Source organism: Pseudomonas sp. SDO5215_S409 (genome assembly GCF_054071325.1).
Map to the genome: position 1 here is coordinate 34,503 of NZ_JBSVWN010000023.1, position 21,500 is coordinate 56,002.

The 21,500-nt window shown below is 65.2% G+C and carries 21 protein-coding genes and 2 pseudogenes; 9 read left to right on the plus strand and 14 right to left on the minus strand.

The features are described 5' to 3' along the window. Window positions 1–7: 7 nt before the first annotated feature. Genes ACW9H9_RS13940 through ACW9H9_RS13950 form a run of 3 tightly spaced genes read right to left on the minus strand, consistent with a single transcriptional unit; the run spans window position 8 to window position 4,102 of the window. Window positions 8–1,423, minus strand: a complete 1,416-nt coding sequence (locus tag ACW9H9_RS13940) for an efflux transporter outer membrane subunit (protein WP_457343778.1) — start codon at window positions 1,421–1,423, stop codon at window positions 8–10. Continuing rightward, window positions 1,420–3,000, minus strand: a complete 1,581-nt coding sequence (locus tag ACW9H9_RS13945) for a DHA2 family efflux MFS transporter permease subunit (RefSeq protein ID WP_457343779.1) — start codon at window positions 2,998–3,000, stop codon at window positions 1,420–1,422. The genes ACW9H9_RS13940 and ACW9H9_RS13945 overlap by 4 nt, the downstream gene beginning before the upstream one ends. Continuing rightward, window positions 2,993–4,102, minus strand: coding sequence for an HlyD family secretion protein (locus tag ACW9H9_RS13950; RefSeq protein WP_457343780.1), 1,110 nt, complete (start codon window positions 4,100–4,102; stop codon window positions 2,993–2,995). The genes ACW9H9_RS13945 and ACW9H9_RS13950 overlap by 8 nt, the downstream gene beginning before the upstream one ends. A gap of 99 nt (window positions 4,103–4,201) precedes the next feature. Here ACW9H9_RS13950 and ACW9H9_RS13955 point away from each other — a divergent pair, with 99 nt between their 5' ends. Beyond that, entirely contained in the window at window positions 4,202–4,912 is a 711-nt protein-coding gene (locus tag ACW9H9_RS13955; RefSeq protein ID WP_457343781.1) for a CerR family C-terminal domain-containing protein, read from the plus strand. 3 nt (window positions 4,913–4,915) lie between these two features. On the opposite strand, the gene ACW9H9_RS13960 is transcribed toward ACW9H9_RS13955, so the two are convergent. Beyond that, window positions 4,916–6,235: an LLM class flavin-dependent oxidoreductase gene (locus ACW9H9_RS13960; protein WP_457343782.1), complete on the minus strand. Its 1,320-nt coding sequence runs from the start codon at window positions 6,233–6,235 to the stop codon at window positions 4,916–4,918. A gap of 18 nt (window positions 6,236–6,253) precedes the next feature. Further along, window positions 6,254–7,177 (minus strand): ABC transporter substrate-binding protein, encoded by a 924-nt coding sequence (locus tag ACW9H9_RS13965; protein ID WP_457343783.1) that lies wholly within the window; start codon window positions 7,175–7,177, stop codon window positions 6,254–6,256. A 303-nt stretch (window positions 7,178–7,480) separates the two neighbouring features. Here ACW9H9_RS13965 and ACW9H9_RS13970 point away from each other — a divergent pair, with 303 nt between their 5' ends. Further along, window positions 7,481–8,719, plus strand: coding sequence for an acyl-CoA dehydrogenase family protein (locus ACW9H9_RS13970; RefSeq protein ID WP_457343784.1), 1,239 nt, complete (start codon window positions 7,481–7,483; stop codon window positions 8,717–8,719). 3 nt (window positions 8,720–8,722) lie between these two features. Here ACW9H9_RS13970 and ACW9H9_RS13975 read toward each other — a convergent pair whose 3' ends face one another. Next, complete coding sequence (locus ACW9H9_RS13975; protein ID WP_457343785.1) at window positions 8,723–9,379, minus strand: O-methyltransferase; 657 nt, start codon at window positions 9,377–9,379, stop codon at window positions 8,723–8,725. 129 nt (window positions 9,380–9,508) lie between these two features. On the opposite strand from ACW9H9_RS13975, the gene ACW9H9_RS13980 reads away from it, so the two are divergent. Beyond that, window positions 9,509–10,141, plus strand: a complete 633-nt coding sequence (locus tag ACW9H9_RS13980) for a TetR family transcriptional regulator (protein WP_457343786.1) — start codon at window positions 9,509–9,511, stop codon at window positions 10,139–10,141. 71 nt (window positions 10,142–10,212) lie between these two features. On the opposite strand, the gene ACW9H9_RS13985 is transcribed toward ACW9H9_RS13980, so the two are convergent. Next, window positions 10,213–11,061 (minus strand): NmrA family NAD(P)-binding protein, encoded by an 849-nt coding sequence (locus ACW9H9_RS13985; RefSeq protein ID WP_457343787.1) that lies wholly within the window; start codon window positions 11,059–11,061, stop codon window positions 10,213–10,215. 112 nt (window positions 11,062–11,173) lie between these two features. On the opposite strand from ACW9H9_RS13985, the gene ACW9H9_RS13990 reads away from it, so the two are divergent. Then, a complete protein-coding gene (locus ACW9H9_RS13990; RefSeq protein ID WP_457343788.1) occupies window positions 11,174–12,079 on the plus strand; it encodes a LysR family transcriptional regulator in 906 nt (301 codons plus the stop codon). Here the strand turns inward: ACW9H9_RS13990 and ACW9H9_RS13995 are convergent. Genes ACW9H9_RS13995 through ACW9H9_RS14005 form a run of 3 tightly spaced genes read right to left on the minus strand, consistent with a single transcriptional unit; the run spans window position 12,076 to window position 14,850 of the window. Next, on the minus strand, window positions 12,076–13,416 hold the full coding sequence (locus ACW9H9_RS13995; RefSeq protein WP_457343789.1) for an amidohydrolase family protein: 1,341 nt from the start codon (window positions 13,414–13,416) through the stop codon (window positions 12,076–12,078). The two genes, ACW9H9_RS13990 and ACW9H9_RS13995, sit on opposite strands and share 4 nt — an antisense overlap. A 54-nt stretch (window positions 13,417–13,470) precedes the next feature. Further along, window positions 13,471–14,121, minus strand: a complete 651-nt coding sequence (locus ACW9H9_RS14000) for a GNAT family N-acetyltransferase (protein WP_457343790.1) — start codon at window positions 14,119–14,121, stop codon at window positions 13,471–13,473. Between the two features lie 42 nt (window positions 14,122–14,163). Then, window positions 14,164–14,850, minus strand: a complete 687-nt coding sequence (locus ACW9H9_RS14005) for an SDR family NAD(P)-dependent oxidoreductase (protein ID WP_457343791.1) — start codon at window positions 14,848–14,850, stop codon at window positions 14,164–14,166. Window positions 14,851–15,152: 302 nt separating this feature from the next. Between ACW9H9_RS14005 and ACW9H9_RS14010 the strand changes: the two genes are divergently transcribed. Genes ACW9H9_RS14010 through ACW9H9_RS14025 form a run of 4 tightly spaced genes read left to right on the plus strand, consistent with a single transcriptional unit; the run spans window position 15,153 to window position 18,343 of the window. Next, a complete protein-coding gene (locus tag ACW9H9_RS14010) occupies window positions 15,153–15,821 on the plus strand; it encodes an RraA family protein (RefSeq protein WP_457343792.1) in 669 nt (222 codons plus the stop codon). Then, a complete protein-coding gene (locus ACW9H9_RS14015) occupies window positions 15,818–16,483 on the plus strand; it encodes an RraA family protein (RefSeq protein WP_457343793.1) in 666 nt (221 codons plus the stop codon). Before ACW9H9_RS14010 ends, ACW9H9_RS14015 begins: the two co-directional genes overlap by 4 nt. Before the next feature lie 2 nt (window positions 16,484–16,485). After that, entirely contained in the window at window positions 16,486–17,115 is a 630-nt protein-coding gene (locus ACW9H9_RS14020) for an RraA family protein (RefSeq protein WP_457343794.1), read from the plus strand. Beyond that, window positions 17,105–18,343, plus strand: coding sequence for a pyridoxal phosphate-dependent aminotransferase (locus ACW9H9_RS14025; protein WP_457343795.1), 1,239 nt, complete (start codon window positions 17,105–17,107; stop codon window positions 18,341–18,343). Before ACW9H9_RS14020 ends, ACW9H9_RS14025 begins: the two co-directional genes overlap by 11 nt. Before the next feature lie 51 nt (window positions 18,344–18,394). On the opposite strand, the pseudogene ACW9H9_RS14030 reads toward ACW9H9_RS14025, so the two are convergent. Continuing rightward, window positions 18,395–18,550 (minus strand): annotated as a pseudogene (locus ACW9H9_RS14030) (helix-turn-helix domain-containing protein); the annotation flags it as partial. A 127-nt stretch (window positions 18,551–18,677) separates the two neighbouring features. Beyond that, window positions 18,678–19,765, minus strand: a pseudogene (locus ACW9H9_RS14035) (alkene reductase). A 170-nt stretch (window positions 19,766–19,935) separates the two neighbouring features. Here ACW9H9_RS14035 and ACW9H9_RS14040 point away from each other — a divergent pair. Then, window positions 19,936–20,838 carry a LysR family transcriptional regulator gene (locus ACW9H9_RS14040; RefSeq protein ID WP_457343797.1) on the plus strand — a complete coding sequence of 301 codons (903 nt, stop codon included), beginning with the start codon at window positions 19,936–19,938 and terminating at the stop codon, window positions 20,836–20,838. 105 nt (window positions 20,839–20,943) lie between these two features. On the opposite strand, the gene ACW9H9_RS14045 is transcribed toward ACW9H9_RS14040, so the two are convergent. Together ACW9H9_RS14045 and ACW9H9_RS14050 are read right to left on the minus strand one after the other, a co-directional pair. Then, window positions 20,944–21,111 (minus strand): hypothetical protein, encoded by a 168-nt coding sequence (locus tag ACW9H9_RS14045; protein ID WP_457343798.1) that lies wholly within the window; start codon window positions 21,109–21,111, stop codon window positions 20,944–20,946. Window positions 21,112–21,169: 58 nt separating this feature from the next. Beyond that, a complete protein-coding gene (locus tag ACW9H9_RS14050) occupies window positions 21,170–21,448 on the minus strand; it encodes a hypothetical protein (protein WP_457343799.1) in 279 nt (92 codons plus the stop codon). Window positions 21,449–21,500 lie beyond the last annotated feature (52 nt).

The following is a 21,500-nucleotide window of genomic DNA, read 5'->3' on the forward strand; positions in this document are numbered from 1 at the left end:
CCCCCACTCACAACGTCCACCCAAGCCCCAATGCCTTGTGCAGCGAGGCAAAGTCCTTGAGCAGCGCCGCATCGCCGGAGATGCGGCTTTCTTGCGCCTCGTAGCGCGTACGTTCGGCGTCCAGCCAGTCCAGGGTGCTTGCAGTGCCTGCGCGGTAGCGTTGGCGTGTCAGGTCGGCGGCGCGGATCGCGGACGCTTCCACGTCGCGCAGCAGCACGACGTTTTGTCGCTGGTGGCCATACCGCGCCAGCGCCACATCGGCGTCGCGCAGCGCGCTCAGTACCACGCTTTTGTACTGCGCCAGGGCTTCATCGCGGGCGCTTTCGGCGCCTTTGACGCTGGCGGCCACGCGGCCGAAATCCAGCGCGTTCCAACTCAGCCGGGGCAGCAGCAGCCAGGTGGCGCTGTCCTTGCGCGCCAGGTGCCCGGGGTCGGCGGCCGAGAACGACAAGTCGCCCATCAGGCTCACCTTGGGAAACCAGTCGGCGGTTTTTTCGCCGATCTGGGCGTTGCTGGACGCCAGCTTGCGCTCGGCCACGCGGATGTCCGGGCGGGCTTTGAGCAAGGCTGCCGGGTCGGCCAGCGGCACTTGCAGCGCGATGGCTGGCAAGGCGCGGGCCGTGGCCAGGCGGGCGTCGAGTTCGCCGGGCTCCAGGCCGCAGAGCAGGCTCAGTTGGTCCATCGACTCCACCGTCGACGCCTGCAACGGCAGGCGCTGGGCCTGGGTGTTTTGCGCCTGGGTCAGCACTTGCTCCAGCTGCAACTGCGAGGCCACGCCACGGCTGCGACGTTGCTGGGTGAGGTCCACGGCCTGGTTTTCGATCGCCACACTGGCGTCCACCAATGCAAGCCGGGTTTGCTGGTCACGCAGGTCCACATAGGCCTGCACCACCTCGGCCGCCAGTTGCACCTGGGCATCGGCCAACTGCGCCTGCGAGGCCTGGGCCTCGGCCTGCGCCGCTTCGACCGCACGCCGGGTGCCGCCGAACACATCGGCTTCCCAACTGGCGTCAAACCCGGCGAGGTACAGGTTCAAGGGCCCGCGCCCGCCGCCACCGCTGCCGCCCAGTGCGGAGGTGTCGGGGGAGCGCAGTTTGAGCATCGCCGCATCGCCGCTGACGGTGGGCAGGGCGTTGGCGCTGACACTGCTCAGGCTGGCGCGCGATTGCGCCAGGCGGGCCCGGGCGGTGGCGATGTCGGGGCTGTTTTGCAGGGCCAGGGCCACCAGTTCGTCGAGTTGCGTATCGCCCAGGGCCCGCCACCACTGCGCCACAGCGGGCACCGCCGCCGGGTCGGCGTGGGGCAAGCGCCCGGCGGCGAGGGTTTTTGCGGCGACGTCCGGCGCGCCGTGGTAGTCGGGGCCCACGGTGCAGGCGGCCAGCAGCGAGGCCGTCAACAAGAGGACAAGTGAGCGGTCAATCATGGTCGTGGACCTGCCTGCGCCGAGCGCTGTTTAAGGATGAAGATCAGCGGCAGGCACGCCAGCATGGCGAGCCCCAGCACGTAGAATGCGTCGTTGTAGGCCATCACTGAGGCCTGCTGGGCGATATCGTTCGCCAACTGGGCGAGGGCCTGCATCGGCGCGGTGGAAGCATCGCCAGTCTGGGCCAGGTAACGGGCGGTGCTGCCTGCCATTTGGTCCTGCACCCATTGGCTGTTGGCCTGGATGCCTTCGCGCAGCGCGTCGTCATGAAAATGGCTGCGCCGGTCCATCATCACGCCCAGCAGTGCCAGCCCCAACGTACCGCCCAGGTTGCGCGACATGTTGTAGAGCCCCGCCGCATCGCCTGCCTCGTGCACCGGCACCGAGCGCATCGACAACTGACTGAGGGGCATCATCACCAGGATCTGGCCAAACCCGCGCAGCAACTGGGACAGGTAAAAGTCATGCCCCACGCTTTGGGCGGTCAGTTGGGTGTCGAGAAAACAGCTGGCCCAATACATCAGCAGCCCCAGCCCCACCATCAAGCGCAGGTCGTAGCGGCCGAGCATCCTGGGCAGCACCGGCATCAACAAAAACGCCGGAATGCCCGACAGCAACATGATCGACCCCGACTGCTGCGCGTTGTAGCCCGACAAAATCCCCAGAAATTGCGGCACCAGGTACGCCGTGCCATACAGCCCGGCCCCCACCGTGGTGGCGATAAACAGCACACCCGCAAAGCGGCGATTGAGCAACAGTTGCAGGCGCAAAATGGGCGTGCTCGAACGCACCTGGCCCACCGCGATCAGAAAGAACCCAGCCACCGTGGCTGCGCTCATCCAAAGGATGAGCCGCGAATCGAACCAGTGCTCGCGCTGCCCTTCTTCCAACACTACCACCAGCGAACTCAGGCCCATGGCCAGGCCCAGAATGCCCAGCCAGTCAGCCTTGAAGAAGTGTTGAAGGTTCATGCGTTCGCTCGGCAGGCCCGTGATCAGCAACGTGATCAGGGCGATGCTGATGGGCAGGTTGAGGAAAAAGCACCAGCGCCAGTCGATGTTCTCCGTCAGCCAGCCCCCGATCACCGGGCCCAGCAGCGGCCCCAGGATCACGGTCATGCCAAACATCGTGGTGCCGATGGCCAACTGATGCGCGGGCAAGCGTGTGCGCACGATGGTCTGTGCGGTGGGGATCATCGCGCCGCCGGCAAACCCCTGGCCGATACGCCCGGCGATCATCGCGCCAAGGCTGGTGGACAGCCCGCAGAACATCGAGAAAAAGGTGAACAGCAGCGCGGTGCCGATCAGGAAGCGGCGCAGGCCGAAGACCCGGGTCAGCCACGCGGCGAGCGGGATCATGACGATTTCCGACATGAGGTAGCCGGTGGAAATCCACGTGCCTTCGCTGCCGGTCGCGCCGATCTGCCCCTGGATTTGCGGCAATGCGGAGTTGGTGATCGAGATGTCCAACGCCGCCAGCAGCGCCCCCAAGGAGCCTGCGGCCACGGCGATCCAGTCGGTGAGCGAGGCGTTGCGCGGGGCTTCGGTGGGCGCTGCGGTGGCGAGGGCTTCAGCCATGATGGGCGTTGGCCTCGGGGGCGCGGGTGTCGACTTTCACCGTGGCCGACAGGCCCGGCATCAGCGCCGGGCGTAGCTCATCCGGCACCTGCAGGGTGATGCGCACCGGCACGCGCTGCACTATTTTGGTGAAGTTACCGGTGGCGTTCGACGGCGGCAACAAGGCGAACTGCGCGCCCGTGCCGGGCGCCAGACTGTCGACCTGGCCGTGCAGCTCACGGCCCGGCAGCGCATCCACCTCCACGGTGACGGCCTGGCCCGGGCGCATGTCGCCGATCTGGGTTTCCTTGAAGTTGGCCGTGAGGTACACCGCGCTCACCGGCACCACCGTCAACAGGCGCGTGCCAGGCTGCACGTACTGGCCCACCCGCACACCGCGGTCTGCCACACGGCCATCGAGCGGGCTGCGAATGACAGCGTCGTCTACATCCAACTGGCTTTGCGCTTGGCTGGCACGGGCCACGCCGAGTTGGGCCTGGGCCTGTTTGAGCTGGGCCTGCAGCGTGCCGTAGCGGGTCTGGCTGGAGCGCAGCGCGGCCTGCTTGGCGGCCACGGTGCTGCGGGCCTGGGCCAGTTGGTTGTTGAGTTGGGCCAGGCGCTCCTCGGGTTCGGCGCCGGAGCGGGCCAGCGGCGCATAACGGGTGACTTCGGTTTGCGCGTGCCGGGCGTCGGCCTCGGCGCCCTGCAACTGGGCGCGGGCTTCGGCGATGGTGGAGTCCTGTTGCACCAGGTCGGCGTCGGCCTTGGCCAAGTCGGCGGTGCGGGCGGCAATGGTGGCCGAGCCTTCGTCACTCACCGCCTGGTACTTGCGCGCATCCAGGCGCACCAGCACATCGCCGCGTTTTACCGGCTGGTTGTCGGCCACCAGCACTTCGGCCACGTAGCCGCTGATTTTCGGCGCGGCGCTGATGCTGTCGGCTTGCAGGTAAGCGTCGTCGGTGCTCTGGAAAAAGCGCCCGCTGAGCCACCACCACGCGCCCCACGCCAGCCCGACTAATGCGGCGACGACGGCAAGGGTGAGCAGGATTTTGCGGGCATTGCCGCGCTGGGCGTCAACGCGGGTATCAGGAACGACCTGAGAGGGGGGCGGTGCAGCGGACATCGGGTCACTCCAAATTTATATCGCGTGGAATAAATTCGTCCGTTCGCGAATTTTTGTCAACTGGTATATTTTGGTCCGGGTTTGGGACTGGAGCAGCTCATGGCACGACATAAACCCGCCGCCGAAGGTGGCTACCAGCGTGGCGAAGAAACCCGTGCCCGGATTGTCGAGGCCGCGATCGCGGTGTTTGGCGAACGGGGCTACGAAGGCGCGTCCACCCGCGACATCGCCACCGCCGCGGGCGTGAATGCGCCCGCGATCCAGTACTACTTCGATGGCAAGGAAGGGGTGTACCTGGCGTGCGTCGAGCACTTGATCGCCCTGCTGTGGCTCAAAATGGGCGCCAGCGTGGAAGCGGCAGAACGGGCCCTGGCGGATGCGAACAGCAGCGATCAAGCGCTGATCGAGGCGTCCTTGGGCATTTTGGGCACCATAGTGTCGACGATCCAGGACAGCCCCCACACCAGTGCATGGCGCGCCTTTTTGGACAGGCACCAGGCAGGCCTGTGCCCGGAAAGCGCCACGCTTGCGTTCGAAGAACGGTTCAAGGCCCGCATCGGCGTGGCGATCCGCCTGCTGATCGCCCGCCTGGCAGGCTTTGCCGTGGAGGACCAGCGCACGGTGATCCATTCCATGGCCCTGTTCACCCAAGGCCTGGCCTTTCGGGTGCAAAAACCCAAGCTGCTCAGCGCGCTGAAGTGGACGCAGGTGGGTCAGGACGAAATGGAAGCGGTGCGCGACGTGGTGCTCAAACAGGCGCGCTTCACCCTCGAAGGGCTGGTGCGCGAGCGGGACTCGCGCCCGTCCTGAACATCAGCCTTTGGCCGCCAGCCCCAGGTGGCCACGCAGCGTGGTGTGCTCATACGCCCGGCGCAGATAACCGCGCCGCTGCAGGATCGGCACCACCGACTCGGTGAACTCGCTGAACGTGCCCGGCAGGTACGCGGGTGACACCACATACCCGTCGCAGGCGCCCTGCTCCAGCCAGTCGATCAACTGCTGCGCCACCCCTTCGGCGGTGCCCGCCAGTTGCGGCACGCGAATGCTCGACGCCATGATCGCGCCGTATTCACCCAGGGTGATGTCGCGTTCCAGCCGCAGCTTTTGCGCGATCACGTCCGGGGTGGCCGAGTGCTGCGCAATCTCATGCAGGCGGGTGTCCAGGCCGAACGGGGTGAAGTCGAAGTTCGACTGGGTGGACAGCGTGATAATCCCCAGCTCCGGGTTCGCCAGCGCGTTGTGCTCGTCGCGCTTTTTGATCGCCTCGGCCTCGGTGCCGCCGATAAAGGGCATGACGGCGGTGAGGATTTTGCACTCATTTACATCCCGGCCCTGGGCGCGCATTTGCCGGTGGATGTCCTCGCGAAACTCCAGCATGCGTTCCACCCGGCTGTTGATGCTGAAGATCACCTCGGCCCAGCGTGCGCCGAACTGCCGGCCGCGGCCGGATGCGCCCGCCTGGATCAGCACCGGCTGCCCTTGCGGTACACGCGGAATATTCAACGGGCCCTCGCACTCGAAATACGTGCCGTGGTGCTTGAAGGCGTCGATCTTGTTCGGGTCGGCCAGGATACCGCGCACCTTGTCCAGCAACAGCGCGTCTGGCTGCCAGCTGTTCCACAGCTTGAGCACCAGCTCCACAAACTCGTCGGCCCGTGCGTAACGCTGCTCGTGGGGCAAGTGCTGCGCGTGGCCGAACAGGCGCGCTTCACTGTCGTTCATCGAGGTGACGATGTTCCACGCGCTGCGGCCTTTGGAGAGGTGGTCCAGCGAGGCAATCGCCCGCGCCACGTGCGGCGGTTGGTAGTAGGTGGTGGAGCGCGTCAGCCCCAGGCCAATGTGCCGGGTGTGCCCGGCCAGCAGGCTCAGGATCGGCAGTGGGTCGAGCCGCGTGGCATCTTGCGCGCCCAGCTCAAAAGAGCGCGCCCGCGAGGCCCCGGCCTGGTCGCCGACGGCCAGGCGGTCGGCAAAAAACAGCAGGTCGAAACAGCCGTCTTCCAGGGTCTTGGCGATGTCGCGGTAGTAATCGGGGTCCAGAAAGTGGCCGTGGGTGTCCGGGTGGCGCCAGACCGCATGGCTGTGCACCACGGGGCCCGACAACATGAACCCCGCCAGCGCCATTTGCTTGGGCATGAAACGACTCCTCAGCGATTAAAGCGGGTGGTCGAACAAAGGCGCGACGTTATACGGCTGCTTGAGCAACTGCGCGCTGTAGAGAAAGTCCGACGTGGCCTGGGCGTCGCTGACAATCGTCGGCGAGATCGGCAACACCTTGATCGCGTCGCGCTTGAACCACACCTTGGCGATGTCGGGCGCCGACTGGTTGGCCTTGGCCCAGGCCTCGGCGTATTCGTCGACGTGGCTGTTGCTCCACACGCGGGCCCGGGTCAGGCGGGCGATGAAGTCTTTGATGAGCGGGCCTTTTTGCGCCAAGGCCGGTTCATACGCCACCACGTAGGTGGGCGCGCTCATCAGGCCCTTGGCATTGCGGATCAGGGTGCTGCCTTCTTTTTCCTGCAGCGACACGTAGGGCTCCCACGTACCGAACGCATCGATGTTGCCCTGGCTCAGCGCCAGGCTGGCTTCGGCCGGCAGCAGGAATTTGAAGTGCACGCTGTCACGCGGTACACCGGCTTCATCCAACGCCTTGTACGCCAGTTGCTGGCTCCACGAACCGTTCCAGATGGCGACGGTTTTGCCTTTGAGGTCGGCCACCGAATGAATGCCCGGGCGCGCCACAATGCCCACGCCGTCCAGGCTGGTCTGGGTGCTGGCGACCACTTTCACCGGCGCGCCGTTGGCGGCCAGGCTGATCACCGGCGTGTCGCCCACGATGCCCACATCCAACGCGCCGCTGGACACGGCCGAGGCCACCGGCGAGCCGGTGTTGAAGCGTTTGAAATCGATGTGGTAGGGCAAGTCCTTCAGCTCGCCGGACAGCTCCAGCACGATGCGGTTGGAAAAGAATTGATCGCCCACCGTGAGGGTCGGTGGCGTGGCCGCCCACCCCGCCGGGCTGTGCAGCGCAAGAGAAGCCAGGCCCATCAGGCCCAGGAGGTTTCGACGGTTGATCATGCAAGGACACCCACAGAAGTAAGGGCAAACTCGACCATCTGTAGGCATGCAGTCTGGTGGGAGCGAAGAGGTTCGGGACGGTCGCCGGGCTTGGCGCTGTTGGAAGCTAACGCAATAAAACCGCGCCCAATAATACTTTTAACGAATATCGATAAAACCGTATGGCAGCTCGATAGCTAATTTTCGTATTAAAAAATTGGCCGCCGCTGGGTTAGGGTGGCGTCACCAGACCACTGGGCCCCGCACTCGCATCAATCATCAGCACCTGCGCCCTTCCCCACGCAGCCCAGTAAGGTCCATCGCATGTCCACTCCCGATTTGAACATTTGGGGCGCCGCGCCCACGGCCCGCTACGAGCAACTGGCCGCACCGTTTCGCCCTTTGTTTGCGCAGATCGCCGCGCAAGCGGCCGAGGCCGACCAGTCGCGCACTAACCCGGCGGCGGTCATCCAGCAACTCAACGCATTGGGCCTGCCACGCTGGCGCTTGCCCGTGCAGTTTGGTGGCCACGACGCCACGCTGGTCGAGTTGTTCACCTTGCTCGCCGAACTGTCCGCCGCCGACTCCAACCTCACCCAGGCCCTGCGCGGGCACTTTGGGTTTTGCGAAGAAGTGCTGGCCGCCAAGCACCCCGAATGGCAAGCGCACTGGCTGGACACACTCGGCCAGGGCGCCCTCCTGTCGCCGGGCAGCACCGAGGTCGGCGGCCAGACCCGCGGCGAATTCGAAACCCGCCTGCACCGCGACGCCGACGGCACGCTGCGCATCAGCGGTAGAAAGTTCTACACCACCGGCGCGCTCTACAGTGACTTGATCAACACCATCGCCACCGGCGAAGACGGCGAGGTGTACAGCGTGGTGGTCAACCTCAAGGCCGCTGGCGTGCAGATCCTGGATGACTGGAACGGCTTTGGCCAACGCCTCACCGCCAGCGGTACGTGCATCTTTGATAACGCCGTGGTGGAGGACGAGCCACGCCCCGCCGATCACCGCTTTGGCCATGGCCAATCGTTCTATCAGCTGTATCACCTGGCGACCCTGGCCGGTATCGCCCGCCGCGCGGCGATCAGTGGCGCCGAAGAACTGGCCAGGCGCGCCCGTACGTTTTCCACCGGCAACGCCGACCAGGCCGCGCACGATGTGCAGCTGTTGCAAGTGATCGGCGAAGTCGCCAGCCAAGCCTATGCCGCGCAAGCCATTACCCAACAGGCGGCGCAGCGCCTGACGCTCACCGCGCACTACGTGGTCGGCCACGATGCGCCCCTGCGCGATGACGACGAACAGGTTGCCCTGGCCGAACTGGAAGTGTGCCTGGCGGTCAACCCGGTGGTCGACGCCACCCTGGCGGCCACCACCGCGCTGTTCGACGCCCTCGGCGCCAGCGCCACGGCCCGCGACAAAGCCCTGGACCGGCTCTGGCGCAACGCCCGCACCCTGGCCAACCACAACCCGCGGGTGTACAAGTCGCGCATTGTCGGCAACTACCTGGTCAACGGGTTGCTGCCACCGGCGCAGTGGCGGGTGGGCGTGGCCAAAAACTGAGGCTCAGCCCAGGCGCACCGATAACTCCACGTCCTCGCCCACGGCTACCGACAGGTAGCCGTTGCCGGGCGAGCGCACATACGCAAGGTAGTCGGGGCAGTAGTCGGTGTTGTCGGCCAGCACCACCGCGCCGGGCCGCAAGTGGTGTTCCAGCAGCCCGAGCACATCGCGGTAAAGCGCCTTGGCACCGTCCAGCAACACCAGGTCAATGGTATCGGGCAAGCCGCTGGCCAGGGTCACCAGTGCGTCGCCCGGGCGGATCTCCACCAGGTCGCTCACCCCGCCTTCAATCAGGTGCTCGCGCGCCAGGGCGATCTTGGCCGGCTCGAACTCGCTGCCAATCAATACACCGCCGCCGTTGTCACGCAGCGCCGCCGCCAGGTGCAGGGTAGACAGCCCGAACGAGGTACCGAACTCCACCATCGCCCGCGCCTTGCTGCTGCGCGCCAGCAGGTACAGCAACCGGCCGGTGTCCCGCGAGACGGGTAGCCACAGGTCCTTGAGCAATCCGTAAAGCGCCAGGTATTCGGTCTTGCTGCGCATCAGGCGTTCGCGTTCTTCGGTGCCTATTGCCGCCACCAGCGGGCTGGTGGCGGCGCTGGCCTGGGTGTAGAGGCGCTCGATCAGCGCGGCCATGGGGGTCGTTGTCAGGGTCGTCATAACGGGGGTTCCGTGAGGTTGAGCCCTGCTGGGTGCGGGGCTAATATGCGACTCATTCGTCGCATTAAAAGTATGCGAGTGATTCGTCGCATTCGCTATTCGCATTCCCCCAAGGCTCAGCCACCGCCCATGACCACACGCCCGACCACCCGGATTACCTCGCGCAAGCAGCCACAGCAGGCCCGCTCCACCGAGCTGGTCGCAGCGATTTTGCAAGCGGCCACTCAGGTTTTGGCCCAGGAAGGCGCCCCGCGTTTCACCACCGCCCGGGTGGCAGAACGAGCCGGGGTGAGCGTGGGCTCGGTGTATCAGTACTTCCCCAACAAGGCGGCCATTCTGTTCCGTTTGCAAAGTGATGAATGGCAGCAGACCTCGCAGATGCTCAGCGAGATTTTGCAAGACACCCATCAGCCGCCACTGACGCGCCTGCGCACCCTGGTGCACGCGTTCATCCGCTCCGAATGCGAAGAGGCGCAGATGCGCATCGCGCTAAGCGACTCAGCGCCGCTGTACCGCGATGCGCCGCAGGCCCATGAGGTGCGCGCCCAGGGGCAGCGAATCTTCCAGGCATTCATGCTGGAATGGCTGCCCCAGGCACCGCCGGAGCATCGCGAGCTGGCGTGCGACTTGATCCTCACCACCCTCAGTTCGGTGGGCAAGACGTTCTCTGGCAGCCCGCGAACGGCAGACGAAATTGCCCGCTATTGCGAGGCCATGACAGCGATGCTCGGCGCGTACGTGCACACCCTTGGCGGGCGCTGAGGCCGCTCACAGACACTCGCGAGCCACCCGGTTGGACACCCGCAGAAAGTGGATACCGATACGCCGCTGCGTTACTGCTTCAAAAACCCCGCCAGCACCTCTTTGAGCGTGACACGCCCGGTGCGCGGAACCCCTTCAAAGCAGATCCAGCCTGCGTTGAACCCGTCGAGCATCTGCATGCGCGGCAGCGGGTTGTTCATGCCCTGGGAATGGAACAGCGTTTGCCAGGTATCACGCGGCACTGCTTCCACGCGCACCGGCTGGCCCAGCAATTCGCCAAAGGTCTGGGCGATGAGCTGGGGGGTGACCGACTGGCTGGCTTCCAGCTCGACGATGCGCTTGCCCTGCCAGGTTTCACGCAACAGCTCGGCGGCGGTGCGGCCGACGTCGGCGGTGGCGATCATGGGCACCGGCTTGTCCAACGGTTGCAGGAAGCTTGGGATCACCCCACTGCGGGCGGCGTCGATGTCCCACTGGTGGTTTTCCATGAACCAGGCCGGGCGCAAAAAAGTGATCGGCAGGTCGAGGGTGCGCAGGCTGGTTTCCAGCAGTTGCAACTGGCTCAGCAGGTTGGGCTGCACCGCTTGCGCGCCGATGGTGGAGAGGCACACCACTTTGCCCGGGCGACTCGATGACAGCGCGTCATGAAAGTTGCCGATGAGTTCGCGGGTGGCGGCAAAGCCTTCCACCGGGTCGAAGTTGGGGGGCAGCAGGATGAATACCCCCTTGCTGTCCTTGAACGCCTGGCTCAGCGAGCGCTTGTCAGTGGCGTCGGCCACCGCCACGTCGCACCCCTGCAACGCCCAGGCTGCGCCTTTGTCGGCGTCGCGTACCACCACACGCACTTGCTCGCCAGCGGCCAGCAATGTACGTGCAACTGCAGCGCCGACTTGGCCGGTAACACCCATGATCGTGTACATCGTCAATCTCCCGTTTGGTGGCGACCCAATGCCGCCCTGAAGAAAGTATTGCGTTGAAGGCCCGCGAGTGCGATAGCATGGCCAGCATCACTTTCATGACGGAAAATCATCAATGGGCCTGGACGGGCGATTGGTCAGCGGCATAAGCGTGTTGTCGGCGGTGGTGGACAGCGGCAGTTTCGTCAAGGCTGCCGAGGCGCTGGACATGACCCAGTCCGGCGTGAGCCGGGCCATTGCGCGGCTGGAGGCCCAACTGGGTATCCGCCTGTTCGACCGCACCACGCGCTCGGTCACCCTGACCGACGAAGGTCGGCGCCTCTACGAAGGCGCCATGCCGTTGCTGACGGGGCTCGAGGAGCTGGCGAGCGCCGCCTCCGGCAGTGCCACGGCAGTGCGCGGGCGCTTGCGGGTGAACGTCGATCCCTATTTTTCGCGGTTGATCCTGGCCCCTGCGCTGGGCGACTTCATGGCCAGCTACCCCGAAGTCTCGCTGGACCTGGTGACCCGCGAACACCTGGGCGATCTGGTGGCCGACGGCGTGGACCTGGCGGTGCGGTTTGGCGAGCCACCGTCGTCCAACATGATCGGCCGCCAGTTGCTCAGGACCCGCGTGCTGACCGTGGCGTCGCCCGCCTACCTGGCCAAACACGGCCGCCCCACGCACCCCTCGGAGCTGGAAAACGGCCAGCACCTGTGCGTCGACTTTCGTGATTTTCAGACCGGCAAGCCGTTTGTGTGGGAGTTCCAGCGTGACAACGAGCGCCTGACCATCGCCACCCCCGAACGGCTGATCGTCAACGATGTGGGCACCCTGCACCGCATCTGCGAAGCCGGCCAGGCGGTGGCGCAAGTGCTGGAACTGGGGATCGAGCCGGCCCTGCGGGAGGGCCGGCTGGTGGAGTTGTTTGCCGACTGGCCGAACGAACGGTTCCCGCTGTACGCGCTGTACCCTTCACGCCACCTGCCACCCGCCAAGGTGCGGGCGTTTCTGGAGTTTGTGGTGGCCTTGAGTCGCTAGCCGCCCAGCGTCGCAAACCGCGCCTCAAGCGCATCCGGGCGATAGCCCGTGGCGCTGAACAGGTAGTCACGCGAGGCCTGCGCCTTCTGGCGCAGGTCGGTCATGTCCACCGCCAGTAACCGCCCCCAGCGCTTGCGCAACCGCCCCGCCACCATCACCGTGTCGACATCGGCGCGCTGGGCCATGTGCACCACATTGCCCACGGCGTTGTGAGACGGGAACACGCCAATGCCATCGGTACGGATCATGATCACATCCGCCTGCTTGCCGGGCGTGAGGCTGCCGATACGGTCTTCAAGCCCCATGCAGCGGGCACCGTCCAGCGTGGCCGCCTGCAAAATGGCACGCACATCAATGGGCTTAGCCGGGTGCGGGCCGCCCTGGCTGCGGCGGCTCTGCACGAAGCTGCGCTGTTGCAGGAAGGCGGCATGCATCTCGCCAAACATATCGCCGCCCTGCGCCGTGTCGATGTCGATACCCAACGCGGGGCGCAGGCCATGCTCGCGTGCGATCTGGTAGGGAAAGCCGCGGGTTTCCAGGGCGAACAACGCGTCCGAGCGCGGGTTGACGGTGACTTGCACCCCGGCCTCGGCCAGGATCTGCCAGTCGGTGTCGCTCAGGCGGCAGCAGTGGTTGAAAATGTTGTCGGCGCGCAGCAGCCCTTTGGCGTGCAGGGCGGGCAGCGGCGACTCGCCCTCGCCTGCAACGAACTCCGTGAGAATGCGCACACCCAGGTCCCGCGCCACGTGCCACTGATCGGCGTCGGGGATCTGGGCGAACAGGCCCACGTTCACCCGCGCCTGGTCCTCGCGCTTGAGGCGCTGCAGGTCGGCGGGCCAATGCTCTACCGCCAGCCCCACAGGCTTGCCCACCATGTGCAAGGCGCGCATGCCGGCGGCATCGAAGGCGGCCAGGGCGGCGTCGCTGTGCTGCGGGGTGAGGGTGTTGTGGGACGCATCGAGCACCGTGGTGATGCCAGCGTCCAAGCAGGACAGGCTGGTGAGCCAGGTGGCCACGTACATGTCCTGCGGGCGGTAGTGACGCCCCAGGGCCAGCGGGATGGCTTGCATGTAGTCGCCGAGGTTATCGACATTGGGCATCAGGCCGCGCAGCAGGCCCAGCCAGGCGTGTTGGTGAGGGTTCACGAAACCCGGCAGCACGATGCTGCCGGTGGCGTCGATCACGTCGGCACCGTCGGCGCTCAGGTCAGGCCCGACCGCGCGGATACGCGTGCCCTCCACCAACACATCGGCGCTGGAAAAATCGCCCAGGTGGGGGTCCAGGGTCAGGACGGTGCCGCCTTTGAACAGGGTGCGTTGCAGCTCGGGAGTAGGCATCGGGGTGTCCTTGCAGAGGTCAATGGCGGGCGTTTTACAGCGGTTTCATTAAGGTCATGCGCCGGGCAATCCGCCCAGGCTTTGCCACAGGGCGTGCACCTTGTCGGTCATGTTTTCGGGGCTGACGGGCGACAGCGGCACGGCAGTGTGGAACAGCTTTACGTAGATGATTTCACTGACATGGTTGACCTCCCCCGCCGCGTTCAGCTCGCGGTCCGAATACGGCACGATGCCCACCGGCGTGTAGTGGGCGCGCTCGATCAGGCGCTGGGCGGCGCGAGACTTGAGGGTGACGCTGTTGTAGACCATCGCAAAGCCCATGTGCAGCGCCAGCGCGTCCATGATGTACAGCATGAAACTCGACGCGCCGGTGCCACGGTGGTCGGGGTGGCAGGCGCCCACGCGGTTGTAGAGCACGTGGTTGTCGGGGTTCTTTTGCAGGGCCACGGCCGCGACGATTTGCCCGGCGTAGCGGCCGACGAAGATGATCACGTCCCTGTCGACCTCCCCGGCCAGGCACACGCTGGCGGCGTAGTAGGCCGGGTCACAGAAATAACGCGCCGTGCCCACGGTGATGTCGGGATACCAGCGACGAAAGTTGGCGCAGACCTGGGCAATGTCCCGGCGCTGCAAACGTTCCCATTCATAGGCCGGTGGCGACAGCGGGTCGGGCGGCAAGTGGTCAAGCTCCGGCCAGGGCATCATGAGCAAGTTCTCGTGGCGGGCCGTCCCTGGCGATGGTGGCGGTTACCAGGGCAACGTGGCGCCGTGGCGCTCGATGAACTTAAGGCCAGGAACACCGGCCTGCTGTTGCAAGGTGGTCACGACGAACGGAATGCTCTGCTCGATGCTCAGCACCGCATTGGGGCCGCCCATGGCGGTGCGCACCCAGCCCGGCGCCACCAACCGATACGCCAGCGTGTCGTCTTGATGACGCGCACAAAACGCTTTCATCAGCATGTTCAGCGCGGCCTTGCTGGCACTGTAGAGTTCCCACACGCCGGGGTTGGCGCCGATGCTGCCCAGCTCCGATGACATCACCGCCACCACGCCGCCCTGTTCGAGCTGGCCGTGGAACAGTTCCACCACGCGCAGGGGGCTGAGGGCGTTGGTGAGCAGCATGTCGACGAAGTCTTGCTCGTCGACTTGCAGCGTCGACAGCTCATTGGCCTTGCAGATGCCAGCGTTGACAAACAAGGTGTTCAGCCGCACCCCGCTCAAGCGGGCCTGGAGTGCGCGCACCGAGGCCAGGTCGGCGATGTCCACGTGTTCCAGGGCCAGTTGCGCGGCGTACTGCGCCTTGAGCGCCTCAAGTGCTGCGCAATCGCCACGGGAGGTGGCGATCACCTGATAGCCCCGTGCGCAATATTCTTCGGCCAGGGCCAGGCCCAGCCCGCGGGACGCGCCCACGATCAAACAGGTGTTGCTACTCATGCAGGGTTGCCTCAACGCTCAGTGATCAAGTGAGCGGCAGTGAACCATTGCGGCTCACGGGGCTTCAATGACGCACCGATCATGAGAGATATGACCGGCAATCAAGGATCCCCCCGCCTCGTTTACCCGCGCTCTATCAGCGCGCGAACACCCGCCCAGGCCGTCTTCTGCGCAAAAAGAGGCCCAGGCCGGTGCTCGGCCCAACCATACGTTTGGCGTATCCTTTCGTTTCGTTATTCGTAATTTACCTATCACTTGCCCTCTGCAAGGCTGGCACCTCAATCACAACAGGGGCCGCCCCGATGACACCCTCCGCTGCACTTGAACGTTTGTCCGCACTGGACACCAACACCGTCTCCGACGCGCTGGATTTTCTTCAGCTCAGCGGCGCCGTGGTCGGGATCCGGCCGTTGTGGAACTGCCCCAAGGTGGTCGGCCGCGCCAGCACCGTGAAGCTGGGCCCCAAGACCGGCGACGCCCCCACCGTGCACCTGATTTCGCCGGTGATCGACGCCATCTGCACGCAAGACCGCGTGTTGGTGATCGCGGGCGGTATCGAGGGGATTTCCTGCTGGGGCGACATCATTGCCAACGCAGCCGTGGCGAAGAACATCCGTGGCACGGTGATCGACGGTTTCAGCCGTGACATCGACGGCAGCGAGTCCATTGGCTACCCGGTGTACGGGCGCGGCGTGACCATGATCAGTGCCCGCAACCGCGTGGTGCAGGTCGACTCGGGGGTGGCCATCGACGTGGCCGGTGTGAGTGTGAACGAAGACGACTACGTGATCGCCGACCGCTGCGGCACGGTGTTTATCCCTGCTGCGCGTATCGAGGCGGTCCTGGACCTGAGCGAGCGCATCGCCCGTCGTGAAGCCGGCATGGTGGACGCCGTGCGCAGCGGCCGTTCGGTCGCCGATGTGATGCATGACAGCCAATTTGAAGCCATCCGCGTGGAGACTGCCCAATGAACCTTGAAGATCAGCAACTGGTTGCCCTGTTTGAAGGCCTGGACACCCCCGGGGTGTCGGATGCCATGGACAAACTCGGCATCCCCGGCCAATGCCTAGGCGTGATGCCGCTGGACAACTACACCGGCACCGTCGTGGGGCCGGCGTTTACCGTGCAGTACGTGTCGGCGAACACGCCGCCGGGCTCAGTGGGCGATTTCATCGAAGACGTCACCCCAGGAGACGTGGTGGTGATCGCCAATAACGGGCGCACCGACTGCACCGTGTGGGGCGACATCATGACTCAATACGCGGGCCTGCGCGGTATCGCTGGCACCGTGATCGACGGCGTCTGCCGCGACGTGAGCAAAGCGCTGGGCGATGGCTACCCGATGTTCACCAAGGGCCGCTACATGCGCACCGGCAAGGACCGGGTCGAGGTGCTGTCGGTGAACCAGCCGGTGTCGATCAGCGGCACGCGTGTGTGCGCCCGCGACATCGTGGTGGCCGACGCCAACGGCGTGCTCGTGGTACCAAGGGCCCGCGCCGCCGAGGTGGCCGAGCGGGCGCGTCAGATTGAAGCGGTAGAGACGCAGATCCGCACGCAGATCGAGTCGGGCAAGACCCTCAAGCAAGCGCGTGAAGCCCTGGGTTATCACACCCTGCAACGCAGGGAGGCATGAGCATGCTCAGCGACCTGCAAGCGCGCATCAAAGTGCTGGGCTCATCGACCCTTTACGAAGCCAGCGGCGTTGCCTGCGCCGTGGACCCGGCGATCCGCCCGGTGTGGGACGGCGCCTTTATCGCCGCCCCCGCCTACCCGCTGGAGTGCTCGCCGGGTGACAACCTGTCGATTCATATCGCCATGGAGCGTGTGCCACGCGGCAGCGTGCTGGTGGTTGCGACCGGCAATCACCTGGCCGGTTACTGGGGCGAAGTGCTCACCGTGGCCGCCGAGGCGGCAGGCGTGGTGGGCCTGGTGATCGACGGCGGCGTGCGCGATATCGCCGCCCTCGCCGCGCGCAAGTTCCCGGTGTTTGCCCGGGGTATTTCCATGAAGGGCACAGTCAAGGCCAGCTCGCCGTCGGTGGGCCAGCCATTGAACTTCAACGGTGTGCAGGTGGCCGCAGGCGACCTGGTGGTGGCCGATGACGACGGCGTGCTCATCCTGCCTCAGGGCCTGGTGACCCAGACCCTGGCCAACGCCCAGGCCCGCGCCGACAAAGAGGCCGAGATGATGAGCGCCCTGAGCCAGGGCCGCTCCACTCTGGAGCTGATGAACCTGACGCAATGGAGAGCCCGTCATGACGCCTGATATCCAGCGACTCAACACGCGCCTGGCCCAGGCGCAACCGTCGGCCACCTACCGCATCATCGACCGCGTGGCCGCGCGCCGCGCCGAGGGCGCCACGATCATTTCGCTGTGCGCGGGCGAGCCGGATTTCGACACCCCCGAGCACGTGCGCCAGGCCGGTATCGACGCGATCAACCAAGGATTTACCCGCTACACCCAGGTGGCCGGTGTGCGCGGGCTGCGCGAAGCGGTGGCGGCCAAGTTTCGCCGCGAGAACGGCCTGGACGTGAGCTGGCAGGACACGATCATTTGCAGCGGCGGCAAGCAGGTGATCTACAACGCCCTGGCCGCCACGCTGAACGAAGGCGATGAAGTGATCGTGCCCGCCCCCTACTGGGTGAGCTACCCGGAAATGGTCGAGCTGTGTGGCGGCACCGCAAAAATCATCGCGTGTGACCACCAGGATGGCTTCAAGCTGTCGGCGCAGGCGTTGCACCAGGCCATCACCCCGCGCACCCGCTGGCTGATCCTCAACTCGCCCTCCAACCCCACCGGCGCGGTGTACAGCCAGGCCGAACTGAATGCACTGGCGCAGGTGCTGCTGGACCATCCCCACGTGTTGGTGCTGGCAGACGACATCTATGAACACCTGCTGTTCGACGGCCAGGTGTTCCATACGCTGGCGCAGGTAGAGCCTGCCTTGGCCCCGCGCGTGCTGACCATGAACGGCGTATCCAAGGCCTACGCCATGACCGGCTGGCGCATCGGTTTCGGCACCGGCCCACGCTGGCTGCTCGAGGCCATGGAAAAACTCCAGGGCCAGCAGACCTCGGGCGCCAGCGCCATTTCCCAACACGCCGCGATTGCCGCGTTGGCGGGCCCGCAAGACTTTATCGGCCAGTCTCGCGCGGTGTTCCAACGACGCCGCGACCTAGTGGTCGCCCACCTCAACGCCACTCCGGGCCTTGAGTGCCTGAACCCCTCGGGGGCGTTTTACGTGTTTGCCTCGTGCGCCGGGCTGCTGGGGCGCACCACCCCTGCCGGGACGGTGCTGCACACCGATGAAGACGTAGCCCTCGCCCTGCTCGACGAAGCCAATGTGGCGGTGGTGCACGGCAGTGCCTTTGGGCTCGCGCCTTATCTGCGCATTGCCTATGCGCTGGATGACGCGTCGCTGCTGCGGGCGTGCGAGGCGATCAGGCAGTTTTGTGGGTCGCTGGTGCCACCTGAGGTGGGGATAGCCGGTTAGTCGGGGCGACGAACGAGACGTTCACCGCTGGAGAAAGCTGGGAGCGGCCCCTCAGCCTCGGACCATGCCCACCGCATGTTCCGAGGCCCCGGCATTGTTCAATTGTCGCCGAAATTGCTCCGGCGTCGTACCACACTCCCTCTTGAACATCGCGATAAACGCAGAGGAGGTGCTGTAGCCGAGCGCGAGCCCTACAGCCTCCACCGTGGTTGCAGCAGCGGGTTTTGAGCGCTCGGCAGGTAGCTGGTGAGCACCTGTGTTTCTTCCAGCAGGTCGAGCAGGACCTGCGCCATGCGTAACGTTTTATCGGTGCCTGCCGTGTCCAAACCTGGCCTCATACCGCAAACGAATAGTCGGTATACCCCCGCTCGCCCGCGCTATAGAACGTCTCGCGGTCATACAGGGTCAACGGCAGCCGGTTGCGCAGGCGCATCGGCAAGTCCGGGTTGGCGATGAACGCGCGGCCAAAGGCAACCATATCGGCCTTGCCGCTGGCCAGCAGCGCCTCGGCGGTAGGCCCGCTGAAACCACCGGCGGCGATCAACGTGCCCTTGAAAATATGACGCAAGTGTTCGACGGCCACGGGGCCTGCATATTCGTCTACGGTTTCAGTGCCGCTGATGCGCGGCTCAATGACATGCAGGTAGGCAAGGTCCATGTTGTTCAATCGAGCAGCAAGGTAACCAAAGGTGGCCCTGGGGTTGCTGTCAAACATTGAACCAAAACGGCTGCTGGGGCTGATACGCACGCCGACCTTGCCCTTACCCCACACCGAGAGCGCGGCTTGGGTGATTTCGAGCATGACCCGTGCGCGGTTTTCGACCGGGCCGCCGTAGGCGTCGGTGCGTTGGTTGGTGCCGTCTTGCAGGAACTGATCCGGCAGGTAGCCGTTCGCGCCATGGATCTCCACGCCGTCAAAGCCTGCGTCCAATGCCCGCTTCGCAGCGTTGCGAAACTGCTCGACGATGCCCGGGATTTCACTCAAGGCCAGCGCTCGCGGCCTGCCAAAGGCTACGGGCCTGCGTTGCCGTAGGCCTCACCTTGGGCCTGGATAGCCGACGGTGCCACCGCGGCGCCGCCACCGGGCTGAAGCGAGGCATGCGATTGGCGACCGGCGTGCCACAGGTGCAGGAACATCCGCCCCCCTTTACCGTGTACGCCAGCGACAACGTTGCGCCAGCCCTCAACCTGGGCCTGGGTATAAATGCCCGGCGCATGCGCGTAGCCATAGGCGTTTCTGGAAACCGGCGACGCTTCAGAAATGATCAACCCACCGTCGGTCGCGCGCTGGGCGTAATACTTCGCCATCAGCTCACCCGGGACGCCCCCCGCGCCTGAACGCAGGCGGGTCATGGGCGCCATGACGACGCCGTGTTTGAGGCGATAAGGCCCCACAGTGATGGCAGAGAACAAGGGGTTCATCATTGGTTGTGGCAAACGCGAAAACTTGCAGCACGAGTGAATACCTCTGGCGATTAAGGGGCATGCGTGTTGTTCCGAAGCCTGATGACCGGCCGAAAAAATTTTGCACGCCCTGCGGCATTACCGGCAGACTGTTTTAGGTGATATGACTCATTCCGAGGAAGAATAAGATGGATCGGCTGGCGGCAATGGAAACCTTTGTCTATGTGGTGCAGACGGGTTCTTTTTCTGCGGCGGCCAAGCGCCTGAACGTGGGACAACCGGCTGTTTCAAAAACCATTGCGCAACTGGAGGACCACCTGGGCGTACGCTTGCTTACGCGCTCCACCCGCGGCTTGTCCCCGACCGAGGCGGGCACCCTGTTTTTTGAACAGGCCAAAAAAGTCATCGATGGCGCCCACGAAGCCGAACGGGCGGCGCGTGGCGAAGCGGCCGGGTTGACGGGGACCTTGCGGGTGTCTACGACGGTGACGTTTGCCAGGTTGCACATCCTTCCCCACCTGGGACACTTCCTGGACCTGCACCCGCAGCTGGATGTTGATGTGCGGCTGGACGACCGGTCCATGAACCTGATTGAAGAAGGCGTGGACGTTGCCCTGCGAATGGGCCACCTCAGCGACTCCAGTTTGACGGCCAGGAAAATTGCCCAGAGCCCGCGCCGGGTCATCGGCACCCCCGCTTACTTCGAGCGCTATGGCATCCCCACCTCACCGGCAGAACTGGTGGACCACGAGGCCGTGATCTATGCGATGGGCGGCGGCGGTACAGCGTGGGTGTTCAAGAAAGACGCAGAGCAGGTGCCAGTCACGATCGGCGGCCGCATCCGGGTGAATGCGGCCGAGGGCGTACGTACGGCGGTCTTGTCCAACTACAGCCTCACGCTGTCTTCGCAATGGATGTTTGCCCCCGAGCTGGCGAGCGGCGAAGTGGTGTGCGTGCTGCAAGACTGGGAACTGCCGGCGCTGGACCTGTGGGCAATCTTCCCGACGGGACGCATGGCCAGTGCCAAGGCCCGCGCCTTTGTCGCTTATGTGGAGCAGCTTTTGGGGACCGGCGCTACCGCTCCCCCTTGAAGGCATTCCCCCCTCGAAACCGATGTGCGCGGGCTGGCCCGCGATGGCCCCACAGCCACCGCGTCCGGCCAGAAAACCCGCGCCCGTTTCGAGCGCCGCTGGCCGTTAACTCAACGTGAACTTGCCGGTCGAGAATTCGACCGACACATTCAGCCGCCCTTCATTGACCAACCACGGGCGCACGGAAAACGTGCGTGCGCCGCACTGATGCATAGGGTCTTGGGCGGCTATTTCCTTGGCGTGTTGAATCGAGGTGGCGCGGATGATGAACAAGCCGTCGCCGTCCCAGTACTGCTCGTCATCACTCCAATGCGGCCTCAGGCGTGATAGATCATTGACTGGCGCTCACGCGCTCACGGCGGCAGTTTTTGGACGCAAGTCCCAGGGCGCTCAGCTCGCCCAGGGCCTGGCGTTGGTGGCCAGGCGTGGCATCGACACTCGACGGTAGGAGCATCACCGCCACCCGCGCCGTCGGTTGTACGGCCAATGCGCGCAGCACTGCCATCCCCAACTCGCCAGCGCCCATCACCAGGATAGGGTCGGTCGCAGCTGAAATGGCGGCTTGAGAATGCCGAGGGGTTTCGGGCGGCGCGGGGGCATTTTGCCGCATGGGAACAGCCGGCGCTGCTGTTGGCGGACCTGCGGGACTTCATTGCCACGGT